This is a genomic window from Lacrimispora sp. YZC11 (assembly GCF_057543815.1).
Genome location: NZ_BAAJYQ010000014.1, coordinates 159,750 through 178,980, shown reverse-complemented (window position 1 = coordinate 178,980; position 19,231 = coordinate 159,750). Strand labels below are relative to the sequence as shown.

Here is a 19,231-nt window from a genome sequence, read left to right as displayed (position 1 = left end):
TAGTTATGAGACAGAATGGGTATTTCAGATAAAGTGATGTATTTTTCATGCAAAATGCGGATCAATGGGCGCCCAGGGGAAAAGCGCAGTCAAAATAAGCAGATGAATTGACGTACCTTCCCGGTAATGCTATAATTTTTATTTAGTATATAGTAAGGGAGAATGACCCTCTACGGGAATACCATTATGCCCAAAAGCATGGGCAGGAAAGAGGAAACATGGATACAGAAGGAATCCGTCTGAACAAATTTTTAAGTGAAGCAGGGATATGTTCCCGAAGGGAGGCGGATCGCTTCATTGAGGCTGGAAAAGTATGTATAAACGGACAGGCAGCCACGCCCGGCCAGAGAGTTTTTCCCGGCCAGTCAGTAACTGTGAACGGGCGCACCATTCACGCTGGTAAAGGAGATAATAGCCATAAGGAAGAATCAGTTCTTCTGGCAGTCCATAAACCCAAAGGCATCGTATGCACCACATCGGACAAGGACCGTGCTCCCAACATTGTGGATATGTTGGATTATCCCGTAAGAATTTACCCTATCGGCCGCCTGGACAAGGATTCCGAGGGGCTGATCCTCATGACCAACCAGGGTTCTCTGGTGAATAAAATGATGCGCAGTGGAAATGCTCATGAAAAAGAATATCTGGTGAAGGTCAACCGCCCGGTAACCGATGATTTTATCCGGAAAATGAAAAAGGGAGTATTCCTGCCGGAGTTAAATGTGACCACCAGGCCCTGCGTTGTAAAGAAGGCCGGTGAAAAAACGTTCCATATCATTCTGACCCAGGGGCTAAACCGCCAGATCCGGCGGATGTGCGGACAGCTGGGCTTTGAAGTACGGATGCTAAAACGATTGCGGATTATGAATGTTGAACTGGGAGATTTAAAGCCCGGAGCTTACCGGGAGCTTTCGAAAAGAGAGTACCACCAGATGAAAGAGGCCTTAAAAGGCTCGACGAATCGTTCCTATAAAGAGCAGAAAAAGGAGAAATCTGATGGACGTTAACATAAGCAGAATGAAAGAACTGATTGCCGTTCTGACAGCAGCAGGAAAGGCTTACTATCTGGAAAGCCAGGAAATCATTAGCAATTTTGAATATGACAGGCTTTATGATGAGCTAAAGGAGCTGGAAGAGGGGACCGGTATTATACTTTCCCAAAGCCCCACGCAGTATGTAGGGTACCAGGTTTTAAGCGAGCTTCCTAAAGAGGCCCACGAAACCCCCATGCTTTCCCTTGATAAGACCAAGAGCGCGGAAAGTCTGCAGGAGTGGCTCGGCGGCCAGACCGGAGTGCTGTCCTGGAAACTTGACGGGCTGACCGTAGTTCTTTCTTATAACCACGGAACCCTTCAAAAGGCCGTGACCCGGGGAAACGGAGAGATCGGTGAGGTTATCACAAATAACGCAAAAGTATTTTCCAACATTCCTTTAAATATATCCCATCAGGGAGAACTGGTTTTACGGGGAGAGGCAGTGATCAAGTATTCGGATTTTAACCGGATTAACGAAGAGATCGAAGAGGTAGCCGCCAAATACAAGAATCCCAGGAACTTATGCAGCGGATCCGTAAGGCAGTTAAATAACCAGATTACAGCCAAGAGAAATGTAAATTTTAAAGCATTCGGCCTTGTAACGGCTGAGGGCGTTGACTTTAAAAACTCCAGAAAAGAGCAGTTTGAATGGTTAAAGAGGCAGGGCTTTGATGTGGTGGATTATAAAATGGTGACCAGAGATACCCTGCCAGAGGCGGTAGAAGAGTTTTCCAAAGCCATTTCCAGTTATGATATCCCTTCAGACGGCCTGGTGCTTCTGTTTGATGATATCGCTTACGGAGAAGCTCTTGGCCGAACGTCCAAATTCCCCCGTAATGCTATTGCTTTTAAATGGGCTGATGAAATCAAAGAAACAAAGCTTGACCATATCGAATGGAGCCCCTCCAGAACCGGGCTCATCAACCCGGTGGCAATCTTTGACCCGGTGGAACTGGAAGGAACCACGGTGAGCCGGGCCAGCGTCCACAATCTAAGCATTATGGAGGCATTGGAGCTGGGGGAGGGAGATGAAATCACGGTTTATAAGGCCAACATGATCATTCCCCAGATCGCCGATAACCTGACAAGAAGCAAAAAAATACGGATTCCCGGACAATGTCCTGTCTGCGGAGGAAAGACGGAAATCCGCAAGGTGAATGATGTCAAGAGCTTATACTGCACTAACCCGGACTGCCAGGCGAAACGGCTGAAAGGTTTTACCCTTTTTACGAGCAGGGATGCGTTAAACATTGACGGCTTATCAGAGGCGACCCTGGAAAAATTCATTGGAGCCGGGTTTATACGGGAATTTGCAGATGTTTTCCATTTGGAGCAGCATGAGGAAACCATCACCCAGATGGAAGGTTTTGGAAAAAAGTCCTACGATAACCTGATAAAAGCAATAGATAAAGCTTCCCATACTACCCTTCCAAGGCTGATATATGGCCTGGGGATCGCGGGTATCGGCTTGGCAAATGCCAAGATGCTGTGCCAGGAATTTAAGTTTGATTTTGAGAAGATGCGCACCGCAGGGGAAGAGGAACTGACCGCAGTCCCAGGCATAGGCAAGGTACTGGCGGATGCATGGATCACTTATTTTAAGGAAGAGAAGAATAATGAGATGGTGGACCGCCTGTTGACTGAGGTAAGCATCGAGGGCGTTATGGAGGCCAGGGGGGGCGGAATCTTTGAAGGCATGGTATTTGTCATTACCGGTTCCGTGAACCACTATGAAAACCGCAAGGCCCTTCAGGAGGCCATTGAAGCCCATGGAGGCAAGGCAACCGGTTCGGTGACCTCCAAGACCACTTATTTGATCAACAACGATACTACGTCCAATTCTTCCAAAAATAAAAAGGCAAAGGAACTTGGAGTGCCCATTATTTCAGAAGAGGATTTCATAAAAATGCTGGAGGAATAAATTATGCCGATTAAAGTACAAAAGGATATACCTGCTAAAGCAATACTGGAAAAAGAGAACATTTTTATGATGGATGAGGACCGTGCTTTAAGCCAGGACATCCGTCCTCTTCAGATTTTGATCATTAATCTCATGCCGGTAAAGGAAGAGACAGAGACCCAGCTTCTCCGGGCATTATCCAACACTCCGCTGCAGGTGGACTGTACCTTTTTGATGCTGGAGAGCCATACTTCCAAGAATACATCAGCCAGCCACTTAAATAAATTTTATGTTTATTTTAACGAGGTAAAGAAAAGAAAATTCGACGGCATGATCATCACCGGAGCACCGGTGGAGAACATGGAATTCGAAGAGGTTAATTACTGGGAAGAGTTAAAAAAGATCATGGAATGGAGCAAAACCCATGTGACCAGCACCCTCCACATCTGTTGGGGGGCCCAGGCAGGGCTTTATTACCATTATGGCATACAAAAATACAAGAGAGAGAGCAAACTGTCAGGCATCTACCGGCATAAGGTTCTGGACCGGAAGGTCCCCCTTGTCCGTAGCCTGGATGATTATGTGATGGCTCCTCATTCCCGTTATACGGAGGTGAGGAGAGAAGACATTGTAAAGCATTCGGAGCTGGTGATCCTGGCGGAATCAAAAGAAGCCGGGATCCTTCTGGTGATGAGCCGGGACGGAAAGCAGGTATTTGTCCAGGGACATCCGGAATACGACCGTATGACTTTAGACGGGGAATATCACCGGGACTTGGGGAAGGGATTGGAACCTGAGATTCCATGTAATTATTATGAAGATGATGACCCAAGTACGGTACCGGTGCTGAATTGGAGAAATGTGGCAAATACACTGTATGGAAACTGGCTGAACTTTTATGTTTATCAGATCACGCCTTATTTGCTGGATGCGGAGGAATGATAGTCCTTTATTTTACAAGGATTTCCGCATTTTAAATTAATTACTTGTAAATGGAAAAGTATCGTAGACTATCGCAATAAAGGTATATTCCTTTTAGGTTGTCACAGATGGCAGGATTATAATGAATAAGAAAGAAAAAAAATTATTGTACAGTGGAACTTCTTTAGAGTCATTTTTGTTTATAAAAAATAAATTAGACTCCAATGGAATAAAATACTTAGGATCCACAAAAAAGAATGACAGTTGGTTTCGTTTTTTTCTTCAACTTTTTTTTATAGGAACGGGCAGTTATGGTATGAATGGAGAACATGTTATGCACTATTACATTTATGTTGAAACGGAAGACTATAGTGCAGCCTCTCAATTAATTAAAGGTGTAGATTAAAGGATAGTTGTGGAATCTAAGGTATTTGCTATCATGTAGTGATAAGCCGGTATTTTAACCGGCTTATCAGAGTGTAGACAAAGACAATTTTAGAGAACAGTATTGAATATGTACTTATAAATATTCAATACTGTTTTTTCACATCTATTCGTGGTATCTATGGTAAATCAAAATTTATCATAGATTAGTTCATAATATAGTTATGAATTTTGGAGGAAATTACCGTTTACATTTTATCTATAATTATGCTATAATAAAGATATTAAACGTGTGGTTCGCTTTGCGGGACGTAAGTCCAGTTTCAGTGGCCGCACATTTTTTATTTTATCAGAAAGAGGTGAGATATTATGAACATAGGTGATGTTATCATATACGGCAGTCATGGTATTTGTAAGGTTACCGGATTACAGGATATGTGCATGGATGAAAAAGTCCGCTCATATTATGTTCTCAAACCTGTTTTTCATACTGCCTCAACAGTATACATCTCAGTTATAAGCGACAGAAGAAAAACAGAAATCCGCCACATTCTCTCTGCCGATGAAATTTTCTCTCTGGTTCAGAAAATGTCGGGCAAAGATTTAATTTGGATTAAGGATAATCATAAGCGAAAAGAAATATACAGGCAGATTCTTTCAGATGGCAACCGTTCCGAACTTGTAAAATTGATAAAAACATTGCATTTGCGCCAACAAGAGCTGAAAAATACAAATAAAAACAAAAAACTAAATATTTCTGACGAATGCTTTCTCAAAGATGCTGAAAAAACGCTTTGTGAAGAGTTTGCTTATGTGCTGAATATCAAGCGTGAAGAAGTTATGCCGTTTATCTGTGAGCAGATGGAAATAACCTTGAATAAAAACAGAGAGTAGTGGCGTGACAATAACCCATTTTACATTTAACCGCTCAATTTAAATTTTATCAGCTCATTTCATCATCATTCCTTATCAGTATATCAAGACCACTTACTCTTATTATTCCTGCAATATGTTTTAATCTTAAATCCTCCATTATTCTCCTTTCCGGTTATTTCGTCAAACTTTGGTTTTAATAACATTTAAATAACAATTCATTACATTTACCATTCTTCTACTTAGATATTAGATATTATTATTTTAAGGAAAAGCTTGTATTCCATAATATTTAAAGAGCGAGGTAAAAGTATGGAAAATGAAGGCAGTTTAAAATTTGGATTAGGCATTAAAATTTGGTGCATAATCAGCATTTTAGGAAGTACTTTAAGTGCATTAGTAAATTTTAATTTAGGATTTTATAGTGTAACAGCTATCTGCATAGGGACTGTCATACTATATGTTTGGCTATTCTTTAAGAAAAAACGCATCGTCTTCTATCTGATGTTAATCGTGGCCATAGTGCGCCTTATAATAGGCCTTGTCGCATTTAAAGATCCATCATTAATCTTAGGATTAGGCAATCCTTTAATCACATACGCATTTCTCCATAAATATTGGAAGCAAATGGTATAATCCTTTCAACACGTATCCTTCTATCTCATCTGAATGGTACGTGTTTTTTCAGCCATAGGTTCGATTTTGAATTGACCTATGGCTGTTGTAACTACATACTGATAAGCCGGTCTTTCGACCGGCTTATTTGTATACTGAATATGAGGAGAAATAATTTGAATAACACCCTTGATTTTGAAATTGCACTATCTGATTGGTTGGCCTGGATGAGCAACTATGATCCAGAGCATGAACTTAACGACGATATCTATAGAAGCCAAAAGGGCGGGAATATCAATCCTAAAGAGTATTACCGAAAGATATGCCTGCTTAGAGAAGAAGAACATTGAGTCTGGAAAACAGAGAATGTCGTTTATATGTGATAAGTAATGTGGTAAAATGGAGGTAGGACATGTATTTGGCGAGGTGATAGGAATGTCGAAGCAAAACTTTGGATTGGTCATACAATTAAATTAAAAAGGAGAATGAAATGGAACGTCAAAAAAATTATGAGAAAACTCAGATGTTTATTTTTCTAGGTGTGGCTTTTGCATTACCTTATATGCTAGGGATTTTAATGGGCATTGGCTATACGAAGGGGCTTGATGTATCGGTTTTCCCCTCAGCCCAAATGTTCTACCCGGCTTCGGGGGCGATACTGGCCGCTTTAATTACACACAGAGAAGATCATCTGCTTCCTAAGAGATTTTTTATTGGTTTTTTAATACTTACTTTACTGTTATTGGTTTGTACAGTGGCAAGCATTATAGTGCCTGGATTGGGTTGGAACGTTATTTCTCAATATCTAATGATACTTGGTTCTGTTATAGCATGGATTTTATTGCTTACCGAGAAGAAAGATAAGCGTATTGCCTATGGATTGAGAGGCGGGCGTTGGAAAACAGCTGCTCACATCATTCTGCTATATTTAATTCTTTACTTTGGTAGAACCGTTATCATGTATATCTTAAGTGGTCAAATACAAACCATGACTGAAATTATGCAAAAGCCTGTTACTTGGCTGATGTTATTAACATTGCCCATAAACTATTTTTTAATATTTATTGCATTTTTGGGAGAGGAGTACGGTTGGAGGTACTTTCTTCAGCCTATATTGCAAAAAAAATTTGGAATGGTTCGCGGTGTGTTAGTTCTTGGAATCGCTTGGGGAGTGTGGCATTTACCCATTAACTTCTTTTATTATTCATCTCCATCCGTTGGTATTATTAGTTTGACTGGACAATTAATTACATGTGTTACATTGGGAATATTTTATGGTTGGGCTTATTTAAAAACCGATAACATATGGACGGTTGTTATTTTACATTTTGTCAATAATAATTTGGTCCCGATTATTACCGGAAATTATACGGAGGAAGTTCTTCAAAATCAAGACGTAACATGGAATAGTGTAATTATATTACTAGTGGTCAATACACTGTTGTTTGCAAGTGTTATTTTTACAAGTTATTATAGAGACGATAGTCGGAGACTTCCAACAATGGATGAACGAGTTGATCGTCAAATGAGGAAATTGGAAGAGCAGGCACAATGGCAGGATGCGAAAGAATGAGAAAAAATAATTAATGCTTATTGAACTGGGATGATTTGAATGACTGCTTAGCAAAAGGTAAAAAGCACTAATGGACTTTGCTATTGAACACAGCATTAAGTCACAAGATAAACAATTAGGCTGAATGTATATGATATATACTTGCCATAAGGTTGTATGAAAATGTGGTTTTAGATATAAATAATTGAGATACATATAATTTTATACTATAATGTTATGAACAAGCAAGAGTCGCATATAATAGAATTAATAAGATCATTTGAGGAAAGCCATGATCATACATATTGTTCAACCAGGTGAAACCATCTATTCAATATCAGAGTATTACAGCATCCCTGTTGACAGATTGATTTTGGAAAACGGAATTACAAACCCTGCCAATTTAGCAATAGGCCAAACTATAGTGATTGTTCAGCCTGAAACGCTCTACACCCTCCAGGCCGGCGATACTTTGGAGAGTATTGCGTTGCAGCATGGTACTACGCCAATGGAATTATTAAGAAACAATCCCTATCTTTCCGATAGAGATATTATTTACGCCGGTGAAACTATAGTCATAAGATATCAAACGAATAAAATAAGAACAATTGCTACGATTGGTTATGCCTTTTCTTATATAGATAAATCTGTTTTAATAAAAACACTTCCTTTTTTAACTTATCTGACTATATTTAATTATAGGGTTACTAGTGAAGGAGAAATTATCTTCAGAGCTGACGACACTGAACTTGTCAATCTGGCAAAAATTTATGGTGTTTCACCCATGATGTTTGTTTCCACTATGGCGGAAGATGGAATAGTCAGCCGTGAAGTGAGCTATGATATTTTAATTAATCCTGCGGTACAGGACCGCCTGATTGATAATGCTCTTAACATAATGAAAACGAAAGGTTTTTATGGTATAAATATATATGTCGAAAACATCACCTATGACAACATAAATGTCATTGCAGAATATTTGAAAAGAGCCTCTGAGATATTTCATTCTCAAGGTTATAAGATACTGATTACCATAACACCGGCTACGAATATTGATACTCCTAACGTTAGTTTTGAAAAAATAGACTATTCAAAATTATATGGTTTTGTTGATGGAATCATATTTTCATCTTATGATTGGGCAAGGTCTTACAGCTATCCAAACGCAATTTTTCCGGTTAATATCTTAAGTGGGTTTTTAGATTACATAGTTAGTATTATTCCGCCTGAAAAAATTTTTCTAGGAGTTACTGCTTTAGGTTATGATTGGACACTTCCCTATGTTCCCGGTGCCACAGAAGCTACTATAATATCTTATAACAGTGCAGTACAAATTGCAGCGGAAAATGGTATACCAATACAATTTAATGAAGCAGCACAGTCACCCTTTTTCTACTATATGAATAGTGATGGGAATCTGCATGTAGTATGGACTAAAGATGCAAGAAGTTTTGACGCAAGAGCTGGGCTGGTGGAAGAATATAATCTCCAAGGTCTATCTTTTTGGACGATTATGAGATTTGATGCCCAAATGTGGTTTGTTATTAATACTCAATATTACATAGAGAAGCTTATGGTTAATGGCTAAGCAATCATGTATTTTTAATATTCGATGTAGTTGTGGCATTTTAACTGAAATCTAAATTGCAAGCCAAGGGTCGGGCCAAAGATGTGAATGGTCTATTCAATGGGGAGTGGGGTGCGGACAACTGCCAGATAAATATCCTATGCAAAATGATGTAAACAATATCCCCACTTCTTTTGTTATTTTGGTTCACTTTAAGTAATCATACCATACATAAAAGAATGTTCCAATCGACTAAGAGCAGACTATATTTTTTGGAATTTCAGATCCTAAATAAAGTTCGAATGCCTGTAATAATTCCGGCATGCGGGCTTTTTTCTGCATGACAGGTAATGCGTCTGGAAATAACAGGAACGCAAATATTGAGGATAAATCTATCCATAAATATACATTTGATCCATTTTTTGCGCATTGTTCAAAGAATAACCAACATGTTATACTTGTAAAAACCAAAGAGAGAAAAGGATCATGTGATGAATAAAAGTAATATGAAGAAAATATTTCTGTCTGCTTCCGTTTTTGTGCTGATCATTTTTGGGTGGTTCTTAAGCTGGGTAGTATTTGCTGAAAAGCCTGACAGAATTTCTCTGGAATCGTCCCAAAGCCCCACAACGGTCACTCTTGCAGACACACCGGTTCCCCTTTCCCCGGAAACCATTGCAGATAATCTTGAAACGGCTGCCGTCTTTGCCGCAGCGGAATCATCTGCCCCACCCGCAGCAGAACCGTCTGCTCCGACTGCAGCGGAATCATCTGCTCTGCCCGCTACGGAACCCTCCCCTTTGCAGTCTGGTAAATTAGTTGGGTATTATGCGGCATGGGCGGCCTATTATAATTACTATCCAAACCAGATCGATGCCGGTAAGCTGACCCATATTAATTATTCTTTTGCCAACATTGGTTCTGACTTAAAGATTGCCCTGGGATATCCTGACGTGGATACTTCTAACATAAAGCTTTTAAATTCCTTAAAACAGACCAATCCGGATTTAAAAACCTTAATTTCCGTTGGAGGCTGGAACTGGTCGGGGAGATTCTCGGATGTGGCCCTGACAGAGGAGACCAGAACTGCATTTGCAGTCAGCTGCGTTGATTTCATTAAAAAATACGGCTTTGACGGAGTTGACTTAGACTGGGAGTATCCGGTCAGCGGAGGTCTTGCGGCAAATGCCAGGCGTGGGGAAGATAAACATAATTTTACGCTGCTTCTTAAAAAGATTCGAGAAAAACTGGATGCTCAGGGTACTGCTGACAATAAGCATTACTTACTGACCATTGCAGGAGGAGCGGATACTTCTTACATAAACAATGTGGAGCTGTCAAAGCTGGCTCAGTATCTGGATTATGCAAATGTCATGACCTATGATCTGCATGGATATTGGGATTCTAATACAGATCTCCTTGCTCCTTTATATGACAACAGTGATTCTTCTCCCCAGTATAAAGCGAGTGTGGATAAGGCTGTTACTGCCTGGCTGGGTGCATCTTTTCCAGCGGAAAAGATGGTATTGGGTATCCCGTTTTACGGGTATTTATATTCTTCTGTAAATAATTCAAACAATGGATTGTATCAGACCTTTAGCGGTTCCAATTCCATTGGTTATCAGGATATTATAGAAAATTATTTAAATAAACCAGGCTATTCCAGTCATTTCCATTCCCAGTCAAAGGTTCCCTGGTTATTTAACGGTACGATCTTCATAAGCTATGAAGATCCGAAATCCATAGGGTATAAAACAGATTATATCAAATCTAAGAAATTAGGAGGCGCTATGATTTGGGAGTTGAGCCAGGATCCAAAGGGGGAACTTCTCAGTGCACTGTATCATGGATTGAAGCAATAGAAGAAAGGCGCCAGTCCCATATCCCAGTCAGGGAATATGGGACTGGCGCCTGTTTTGTCTCCGGCCGGTCAATATGAGGATTTTCTCACTTTTTCAGAGTGCTGAGTCCAGCCACTTCATCTACGGGAAGAGAGAAAGCGATGGCATGTTCTCCAGTTTCCTTTAATACCGTTTCGCAGATGGATTTAAGAACCGCCTGCTTATCCGTAAAGGGAACCAGGATGAGGAGAATTTCCTTCTCACTGGAAAGAGTCAGACCAAAAAGCTTTTTTGAATCATCCGCAAGAGCTTCTCTGGCTTTAACCAGGGTTCCTCCCTTGCAACCGGCATTTCTGGCAGCTTCCATAATGGGAGCGGAAAGGTCGGTATTGATGACAGCAGCAATTAGTTCGTATCTGATCGTATCTGGCATAGAGCGATCCTCCTTGTGATAATCTGTGGATGTGGGCATATCCCCGCCTGACGGGGCATTTTCTAATATACAGGAAGCTGCGGCGCTGATCCCTGACAGGGGGATGGTAAATACGATGCCATAGCCTGGTTTTTCAAGCTCCAATGTTTCATGCAGAGCGGATAATAAGCGCCCGGTAGACGCTTCTTCCACAATTCCGATAACCAGATCCTTTTCCGGCTCATCAAACCCCAGGCAGTCCCTGATCGCAGAGCTTGCAGTTCCATGTCCTCTGGTAATGAGAAGCAGTTCCTGATGATGTTCTTTAAAAACGGAAGCTGCTTTTTCGCCCTTTCCCCTGGCTACGATAACCGTGATCCAGTTTATTTTACGATTGGAAGTCATCAGCCTCCTCCTTTCCTAAGTCAATAAATTCTAATTCCATATTAAGCAGCGGCTCACTCACCGGAACATTTGCTTTTTTAGTCTTGTAATTATAGGATACACCAATGAGCTGTATTATGATCAGTGGCGTCATGGCGACCATGGCCACGATGCCAAAGGCGTCGGTCACTATATTTCCTCCCAGGGCTTCACAGGCCCCCATAGCAAAGGGAAGCAGGAAGGTGGCCGTCATAGGGCCGGAAGCGACACCGCCCGAGTCAAAGGCAATGGATGTAAAAATCGGCGGAACCACAAAAGAAAGGCCAAGGGCCAGGGCGTAGCCGGGAAGCAGCAGAGCCAGTAAGGGAAGACCTGTCATGACCCTTAGGATTGACAATCCAAGGGAGATAGACATGCCGATGGATAATCCGGTCATCATGGTTTTTTCCGAGATGGAGCCTCCTGTAATTTCCTCTACCTGCCTATTTAAAACCTGTACGGCAGGTTCGGCTTTCACGATATAGTACCCGATAAGCATACCGATGGGAATCATGACCCAGTTGTAGGGAAGAGAGGCCAGCTGCTGTCCAAGATAATTGCCGGCAGGCATAAAGCCTACATTGACGCCGGTAAGGAAAAGCGTCAGTCCGATGTAGGAGTAAATAAGCCCCACCAGGATTTTGATCAGCTGTCTTTTCCTCAGCTTCAAAAAGAAGATTTGGAATACGATAAAGAACAGCAAAATGGGTAAAAGAGCCAAAAAGACCTCCCAGGCATAGTCAGGAAGCTCATGCTGAAAGGCCAGCCAGAGATCCTGGGAATTGTTTATGGAAGGAATTATCATGGGTTCATAATCAGTTGCAGAGGATTTATAAGCCAGCCCCAGGATCATAACGGAAAGAATCGGTCCAACGGAACATAAGGCGACTAACCCAAAACTGTCGCTGTCAGAATTCTTACCCCGGCCGATCGTTGAGAGGCCAACACCAAGAGCCATGATAAAAGGTACTGTAATAGGGCCTGTTGTAACGCCGCCGGAGTCAAAGGCCACAGCCAGAAATTCTTTGGGAACAAAAGCGGACGTAACAAAGAGTACGGCATAGCAGATCATAAGGATACGGGATAAGCTCCAGCCAAGCAAGGTTCTTAAAAATGCAATTGCCAGGAACAAGCCCACTCCTGCGGCCACAGAAAGGATCAGGATCATGTCAGGAACTGCCGGGGTCTGACCGGCCAGGACCTGAAGATCCGGTTCTGCTATGGTAATAATAAAACCAATGATAAAACAGGCAAAAACAATGATCGGCAGCTTTTTGGATTTTGCCAGTTGGGCGCCCGCTTTTTCCCCGATGATCATCATGGACATATCAACACCAAGTGTGAAAAAGCCCATTCCAACGGTTAAAAGGGTCGCACCTACCAGAAACAGCATCAGTGGGTCAAGAGGCATGGGAGTGATGGTTATGCACAAGATCAACACGATACATGTAACGGGCAGGACAGATGATAAGGATTCTACAATTTTTTCTTTTAACTTTTGATTCAAAGAGATACCTCCTGTTGTCCGTTTTTTATGATAGGGATTCTTAAGAATGATAATTTGCACAGAATTGTGCGTGAGCCTGCAGACTCTTTTTAGATCATTAACTAGTTTAACACATAAATAGTTGCGAGTGCAACTAAAATTTTTATGAATAATTGTCATCCCTGGAAAAAACTGCCTTTAGCAGTTCACAAACGTACATTTACCGGTCTTACCAATTTCATATCCTTTAAAAGGAAGAAGGCTGTTTTTAAATTCCTGGGAGTTTACCGTGTCAGCAATGCTTTGAAAGGCCCGATGGTTCAAAACCTCCTTAGAAAAGACCAGATCCATGGAGACGGCGGACAGAGGGATAAAGTCAAGCTGGGGATAAGCAGCCAGGTGGGAGATATCGCCGATGCCTGCATCAGCAGTTCCCGATGCGACCGCATTTGCGGCTGACATATGGGAGAGACATTCCGTCTGGTAACCGGGAATCCCGGCCTTTTCAATGTTATGGGATGAAAGGATGGAATCCATATAGATCCGGTACCCATTTCCCTTCTCCCGGTTTATGAACCGGATATCCGGGCGGCATAAGTCCTTTACGGTGTGTAAGCCCTTTGGATTGCCTTTTCTGATGTAAAAGCCTGCTAAAAGGCTGCAGATATGGAGGACTGCAGCTTCCTTTCCGGGCAGCAGGCTCTCAATCTGCCGGATTTCCTGCCCTTCCCGGCTGGTGCAGAAGGAGGTTAGGGCCATATGGGTCTTTTCATAGTATAGGGAATAAAGACTGTTATAATCATTCATATAGGAATGCAGGATGGGAAGGCTTTCCGGGCGCTGGCTCAGCTGGCTTCCAAGCAGCTCCACAACTCTGGATTCCTGGCTGCTTATAATCAGGCCGCTGGCGTTAAGAAGGTAATCCATCTGCCGGATTGCGGAATCAGCGGTAAACAGAGGGATATCCATGATCCTGGGAAGAGGCTCCTCTGCCTTGGAAGCACTGCTGGTGTCTGGAGCTTTTAAATATTCATCCAGTTGTTCCTGACTGACCCGTATCTGCTTGCCTACCTTGGTTGCCTTTAATTCTCCCCGCTTTATCAGTTCATAAACTGTGGATTTTTTAATTTTAAGCTGGTCAGCCACTTCCTGGGTGGTGTATACTTTTTCCATACGGTTTCCTCCTTGCTTCCTGTGGTTTCGATCATTTATAAATAGTTATAGCATATTTCATTTCATTGTCAATGAAAGGCTGTGAGAGCGGTCTTAATTCCCGATGTAATTATATAAATAGATTGGCATTGACTTTCCGAAAGATATCATCTAAAATGAATTGGTAATTACCAAACGGGGCAAAACCCAACAAAACTTAATTAAAATGAACAATATTGTTCGAAAAACCAGGAGGAAGTATTATGAAACAAGGAAAAAAATTACTTGCAGTAATGTTGGCGGCAATGTTTACTGCCGGTACGGTAGTGGGGTGCGGTTCAACCGGTACAAAGGCTACCCAGGCGGATCAGACAACTGCAAAAGAGGAAGCCACTAAGGCCGAAGAAACTACGAAGGCTGAAGTAACAACAGCTGCAAAAGCAGAGAAGGAAGACCTTTATGTTTTTATTGCAGCCAGCTTGAAAAACACAATGGAAAAGATCAAGGAAACTTATGAAAAAGATCATCCCAATGTAAACATCATTTATAATGCGGACAGCTCAGGAACCCTTCAGACCCAGATCGAAGAAGGCGCCCAGTGTGACATTTTCTTTTCTGCGGCAACCAAGCAGATGGACGCGTTAAAGGATGGCGGATTCGTAGTAGACGGTTCTATCTCCAACTTACTTGAGAATAAAATTGTCTTAATCAAGCCAAATGGCGGAAAAACTGAGGTAACGGGTTTTGACAACATCACAAAGGCATCAAGCCTTGCCCTTGCGGGAGAGGATGTACCTGTAGGCCAGTATGCAAGAAAGCTGTTCACCAACTTAGGAATCCTTGATCAGGTAATGAAAATGGAAATTAACGAAGGCGCCAATGTTACCGCTGTTTTAACAGCCGTTGCAGAGGGAAGCAATGAAGTGGGCGTTGTCTATGCAACCGATGCGGCTTCCATGGCGGACAAGGTTGAAATCATAGCAGAAGCAGATAAGAGCATGATCGATCCTGCTGTTTATCCGGTGGGCCTGATCATCGACAAGGAGGCATCAGAGGAGCAGGCAAAGGCAGCTGCTGAATTTAAAGAATATCTGGTTAGCGATGAGGGCGTTATGAAGCTGTTTACTGATGCCGGATTTGCAAACTCTTCAAAATAAATAATACATAAAAAAGGGGGTGAAAATCTATGTTGGATCTGATGAAAACGATAGATTGGAGTCCCCTTTTTATTTCTCTTAAAACGGGGATTCTGGCAACGGTGCTGACCTTTTTCCTGGGGATAGGCGCCGCGAGGCTGATCATGAAACTGAATAATACGGCAAAATCCATCGTAGATGGAATCTTGACATTGCCGCTGGTACTTCCGCCTACTGTGGCCGGGTTCTTTCTTCTTTTGATCTTCAGCCTTCGCAGGCCCTTCGGCAAATTTCTTTTTGAGGAATTTAATATAAAAATGGTGCAGACATGGCCCGGCTGTGTCATAGCCGCTTTTGTTATCGCATTTCCTTTGATGTACCGGAATGCAAGAGCAGCCTTTGAACAGGTGGATGTTGACATGATCCATGCGGGAAGAACCCTGGGGCTGTCGGAGAGGAAGATCTTCTGGAAGATCATCGTTCCCATTGCGGCTCCTGGACTGGCTTCCGGGACAGTGCTGGCCTTTGCCAGAGCCATCGGAGAATACGGGGCAACTGCCATGCTGGCAGGAAATATTCTGGGAAAGACCAGAACGGTTTCTGTTGCTATTGCTTCCGAGGTGGCGGCAGGAAACTGGGATACGGCTGCATTCTGGGTATGCGTGATTGTTATCTTGTCTTTTTTTATTGTTGCTGTTATAAATTATATATCCGGAAAAAATATGAAACATGTGAACAGGTGGATTTAGTATGGCACTGCAGGTAAACATCCGAAAAAAATTTACAGGATTTGAATTAAATGTGGAATTTGAGACTGACGGCGGCTGCATGGGGATCCTGGGTGCCTCAGGCTGCGGGAAAAGCATGACCTTAAAATGCGTGGCAGGAATTGAAAAGCCGGATCACGGCCGGATCGTTTTAAACGGGAAGGTGTTGTTCGATTCGGAGAAAGGGATCAATTTACCCGCCAGAGAACGTCGTGTCGGCTACCTGTTTCAGAATTATGCCCTGTTTCCTACCATGACAGTAGAGGAGAACTTAGCAATTGTGCTTCCGGGAAAGAAAAAGGACAAGCTTTCCCTTGTTGCAGAACAGCTGGGGCGATTTCAGCTGGAAGGGCTGGAAAAGAGGTATCCCTCCCAGTTGTCGGGAGGGCAGCAGCAAAGAGTGGCCCTTGCCCGCATGCTTTTATACAGTCCGGATATCATTATGTTGGATGAACCCTTTTCCGCATTGGATGGATTTTTAAAGGATACGCTTCAGATGGAAATGCTGGAGCTGATCAGGGACTATGCCGGAGACGTGCTCATGGTATCCCATTCCAGAGATGAAATCTACAAATTTTGTGACCGCATGATACTCCTTTCAGATGGAAAGACCATATTAAAAGGCAGCACAAAAGACATTTTCCGGAGGCCGGAAAGAATGGAGGCAGCAAAGCTGACCGGCTGCAAGAATATTTCATCCATAGAGAAAATAAGCGATTATGAGCTTTATGCCTGTGACTGGAAGATAAAGCTTAAGACAGAGGAGAAAATCGGAGATTCCATCCGGTACGTAGGAATAAGGGGCCATAACCTGATTCCGGTCCTGGGGATGGAGGAGGAAAACGTCATGGGAATTGAACTGGCCGGGTTCGCCGATACGCCTTTCCAAAGGCAGTATCTGTTCCAGAACACAGACGATAAAACTTCCTCAAAGATCTGGTGGATCCAGGATAAAACAGATTTTGAGGACGGAATGCTAAAAAACATTCCGTCATTTATCCGGTTCCCAAAGGAAGACCTCCTGCTTTTACTTTAGTGCTTCTGATAACCGGTTGACATTGAAGGCTAAAATGCTTACAATCAATTTATTAAAAGCAGTATAATCTTTTGGTAAACAATCCATAATTACTGCTATATATTTCCTGCTTTCAGCCCATGCTTTCTGGGGTGGAGCCCACTCCGTTTTATCGGGCATAAAAGGAATACCCTGAGGGTTTCCATGGATCAGGATTGGATGAGAGGAGGCATATGAGATGAAGCTCAGTGCAAGAAATCAGTTTAAGGGAAAAGTTATAGGAATTGAACCAGGTGCGGTAAATGCCATTGTTACCATTGATATCGGCGGCGGCAATATCGTATCTGCCACAGTTTCCATGGCAGCGGTAAAGGACTTAGGACTGGAAGTCGGAAAGGATGCCTATGCCATCATTAAAGCGACTTCTGTAATGGTCGGGATTGATTAAAAGCAGAAATTCCAAAAAAACGGACTTTTGAGGGTCCGTTTTTTATTTATGTAACTATGGATGTTCATCTAAGACAAAAACTTAAAGGTCCCTGGGTTTCTCCCCTTTCATAATATGGGCGCCAAGGAGGAGCACCAGATAGAATATGCTTAAAACGGTAATATGGAATGCCGTTTTTATAAATAAAGACATCCCCTGAAACGGATCTGCCACGGAAAACAACGCAAAGTAGATTCCAATGGCGAGCACCATCAGTGCCGCCGGCTTTGCGATCATATCCCATGCGCTCCATATAAAATCCACCTTTTTCCGCAGGGCAAGCACATGCATCATAGCCAGAAGCAGTTCGCTGGCCAGCATTCCAACCAGATAGGCTAAGATCCCATATTTGGGAATCCCAAAGAGAACAAACCCCAAACGCATTAGCAGCGCAATGGCATTCTGGACAAAGGTGACAGAGGTTTTCCCCAGGCCGTTTAAAATGCTTCCCATGGTTGTCACCAGATAGAGGAAGGGACAAAGCCAGGCTAAGATGGTCATATAGGTTCCGGCGGTATTATCTTTAAATACGCTGACGCCTAAGTCGTCTCCAAACAGAGTGAATATGCCGATGCACAGGATTCCCACGTACAGGCAGTAGCGAAGTGACATGGAAATGGCATCACCGATCCTCCGGTTATTTCCCTCTGACTGGGCTTCGGCTACCGTTGGCAGCAAAAGGACGGCAAGGGAATTAAATATGGTGGAAGGGAACAGAATAAAGGGCAAAGCCATTCCGGTAAGAACTCCGTATACGGAAAATGCCGCCGAATCGTAAAGCCCTGACATCTGCAGCCTGCTGGGAATCAGGATGGCTTCTGCGCTTGCAAGGATATTTAGGACCAGACGGTTTCCCATAAGAGGCAGTGCCAGCTGCATAAGCCCGGGAGCAGTTTCATGAAAGGAAGAGGCAACTGCCGTAACGCCTGCAGGCATCTTGGGTGAAAAAAAGCGATAGGCCACAACCGTATAAAGTGAGGAAACGATTTCTCCTATCAGATGGCCCAGGACTGCCAGCTGTACAGTGATTTTGATCCCGGATTCCATCATGATATCCGCAATAAGGAACACGGCCCCGATTCTTATGGTTTGTTCGATCACCTGTGCAAATGCCGGGACATGGGGGCGCTGCATACCATAATAATATCCATTGATGCAGGCGTGAACGGCCGAACAGGGGACGGATACCGCAATAAAGAGAAGAAGAGGGGCACAGCGGGGTTCCATCAGGATATTGGTGGCCAGGAAGTCCTTAAAACGGATGATGGCGTATGACAGGACTATGGAAATAGCCACTGAAATAATAAGGCCGGTTCGGAAAATGGAACGGCCTTTTCTCACATTAGCGGCTACGGACTGGGATATGGCAGTCTGGATGGAACCTGCGCATAAGGCAAAGCAGACGCCAAACACCGGATGGACCAGGTTAAAGATTCCAAGTCCTTCTGCGCCAATGGTCCGTGAGAGAAAAATCCGGTAAAAAAAGCCTAACAACCGGGTGATCAGCCCGGCAGAAGTCAAAAGAAGGGTGCCGGTGAGAAGCGCATATTTCCTTGGCGAAAGTTTTTGAGGAAATTTTAGAGAATCATTCATGCAATCTCCTGAAAAAGAGAATTATTATAAATATATGGAAGGGGTTTCTTCTTCATGACATCAGTTACAGTTC

General features: G+C 42.8%; 18 protein-coding genes. 14 read left to right on the top strand and 4 right to left on the bottom strand.

Annotated elements, in window-relative coordinates:
- Positions 1-218 precede the first annotated feature (218 nt).
- The 10 genes from AC27IJ_RS14640 to AC27IJ_RS14595 all read left to right on the top strand — a co-directional run bounded on the left by AC27IJ_RS14640 (position 219) and on the right by AC27IJ_RS14595 (position 10,708).
- Positions 219-1,007 carry a pseudouridine synthase gene (locus tag AC27IJ_RS14640; protein WP_313152471.1) on the top strand — a complete coding sequence of 263 codons (789 nt, stop codon included), beginning with the start codon at positions 219-221 and terminating at the stop codon, positions 1,005-1,007.
- Positions 997-2,955 carry an NAD-dependent DNA ligase LigA gene (ligA, locus tag AC27IJ_RS14635; protein WP_487149512.1) on the top strand — a complete coding sequence of 653 codons (1,959 nt, stop codon included), beginning with the start codon at positions 997-999 and terminating at the stop codon, positions 2,953-2,955. The genes AC27IJ_RS14640 and ligA overlap by 11 nt, the downstream gene beginning before the upstream one ends.
- A 3-nt stretch (positions 2,956-2,958) precedes the next feature.
- Positions 2,959-3,876, top strand: a complete 918-nt coding sequence (gene metA / locus AC27IJ_RS14630; protein ID WP_313259935.1) for a homoserine O-acetyltransferase MetA — start codon at positions 2,959-2,961, stop codon at positions 3,874-3,876.
- A gap of 121 nt (positions 3,877-3,997) precedes the next feature.
- The gene (locus AC27IJ_RS14625) at positions 3,998-4,261 is read left to right on the top strand and encodes a hypothetical protein (protein ID WP_312445098.1); all 264 of its coding nucleotides are present in this window, start codon (positions 3,998-4,000) and stop codon (positions 4,259-4,261) included.
- Between the two features lie 347 nt (positions 4,262-4,608).
- Positions 4,609-5,133, top strand: coding sequence for a CarD family transcriptional regulator (locus tag AC27IJ_RS14620; RefSeq protein WP_312445099.1), 525 nt, complete (start codon positions 4,609-4,611; stop codon positions 5,131-5,133).
- Between the two features lie 291 nt (positions 5,134-5,424).
- Positions 5,425-5,748 (top strand): hypothetical protein, encoded by a 324-nt coding sequence (locus AC27IJ_RS14615; RefSeq protein ID WP_487149509.1) that lies wholly within the window; start codon positions 5,425-5,427, stop codon positions 5,746-5,748.
- Positions 5,749-5,903: 155 nt separating this feature from the next.
- Positions 5,904-6,077 (top strand): hypothetical protein, encoded by a 174-nt coding sequence (locus tag AC27IJ_RS14610; RefSeq protein ID WP_487149507.1) that lies wholly within the window; start codon positions 5,904-5,906, stop codon positions 6,075-6,077.
- A gap of 140 nt (positions 6,078-6,217) precedes the next feature.
- Positions 6,218-7,300 (top strand): CPBP family intramembrane glutamic endopeptidase, encoded by a 1,083-nt coding sequence (locus tag AC27IJ_RS14605; RefSeq protein WP_312445102.1) that lies wholly within the window; start codon positions 6,218-6,220, stop codon positions 7,298-7,300.
- 271 nt (positions 7,301-7,571) lie between these two features.
- The gene (locus AC27IJ_RS14600; RefSeq protein WP_487149504.1) at positions 7,572-8,867 is read left to right on the top strand and encodes a LysM peptidoglycan-binding domain-containing protein; all 1,296 of its coding nucleotides are present in this window, start codon (positions 7,572-7,574) and stop codon (positions 8,865-8,867) included.
- A 470-nt stretch (positions 8,868-9,337) separates the two neighbouring features.
- On the top strand, positions 9,338-10,708 hold the full coding sequence (locus AC27IJ_RS14595; RefSeq protein ID WP_312502246.1) for a glycoside hydrolase family 18 protein: 1,371 nt from the start codon (positions 9,338-9,340) through the stop codon (positions 10,706-10,708).
- Positions 10,709-10,793: 85 nt separating this feature from the next.
- Here the strand turns inward: AC27IJ_RS14595 and AC27IJ_RS14590 are convergent, their stop codons facing one another.
- From AC27IJ_RS14590 to AC27IJ_RS14580, 3 genes are all read right to left on the bottom strand, one after another.
- A complete protein-coding gene (locus tag AC27IJ_RS14590; protein WP_312445107.1) occupies positions 10,794-11,504 on the bottom strand; it encodes a hypothetical protein in 711 nt (236 codons plus the stop codon).
- On the bottom strand, positions 11,488-13,029 hold the full coding sequence (locus AC27IJ_RS14585; RefSeq protein ID WP_312445109.1) for a DUF1538 domain-containing protein: 1,542 nt from the start codon (positions 13,027-13,029) through the stop codon (positions 11,488-11,490). Before AC27IJ_RS14585 ends, AC27IJ_RS14590 begins: the two co-directional genes overlap by 17 nt.
- A gap of 177 nt (positions 13,030-13,206) precedes the next feature.
- Entirely contained in the window at positions 13,207-14,181 is a 975-nt protein-coding gene (locus AC27IJ_RS14580) for a substrate-binding domain-containing protein (RefSeq protein ID WP_487149501.1), read from the bottom strand.
- Between the two features lie 242 nt (positions 14,182-14,423).
- Between AC27IJ_RS14580 and modA the strand changes: the two genes are divergently transcribed.
- From modA to AC27IJ_RS14560, 4 genes are all read left to right on the top strand, one after another.
- Entirely contained in the window at positions 14,424-15,317 is an 894-nt protein-coding gene (gene modA, locus AC27IJ_RS14575) for a molybdate ABC transporter substrate-binding protein (protein WP_312445112.1), read from the top strand.
- A 29-nt stretch (positions 15,318-15,346) separates the two neighbouring features.
- Positions 15,347-16,045, top strand: a complete 699-nt coding sequence (modB, locus tag AC27IJ_RS14570; protein ID WP_312445114.1) for a molybdate ABC transporter permease subunit — start codon at positions 15,347-15,349, stop codon at positions 16,043-16,045.
- 1 nt (position 16,046) lies between these two features.
- Positions 16,047-17,099 (top strand): sulfate/molybdate ABC transporter ATP-binding protein, encoded by a 1,053-nt coding sequence (locus AC27IJ_RS14565; RefSeq protein ID WP_312445115.1) that lies wholly within the window; start codon positions 16,047-16,049, stop codon positions 17,097-17,099.
- Between the two features lie 217 nt (positions 17,100-17,316).
- Positions 17,317-17,526 (top strand): TOBE domain-containing protein, encoded by a 210-nt coding sequence (locus AC27IJ_RS14560; protein ID WP_312445116.1) that lies wholly within the window; start codon positions 17,317-17,319, stop codon positions 17,524-17,526.
- Between the two features lie 81 nt (positions 17,527-17,607).
- On the opposite strand, the gene AC27IJ_RS14555 is transcribed toward AC27IJ_RS14560, so the two are convergent.
- The gene (locus AC27IJ_RS14555) at positions 17,608-19,158 is read right to left on the bottom strand and encodes an oligosaccharide flippase family protein (protein WP_487149497.1); all 1,551 of its coding nucleotides are present in this window, start codon (positions 19,156-19,158) and stop codon (positions 17,608-17,610) included.
- Positions 19,159-19,231: the final 73 nt, after the last annotated feature.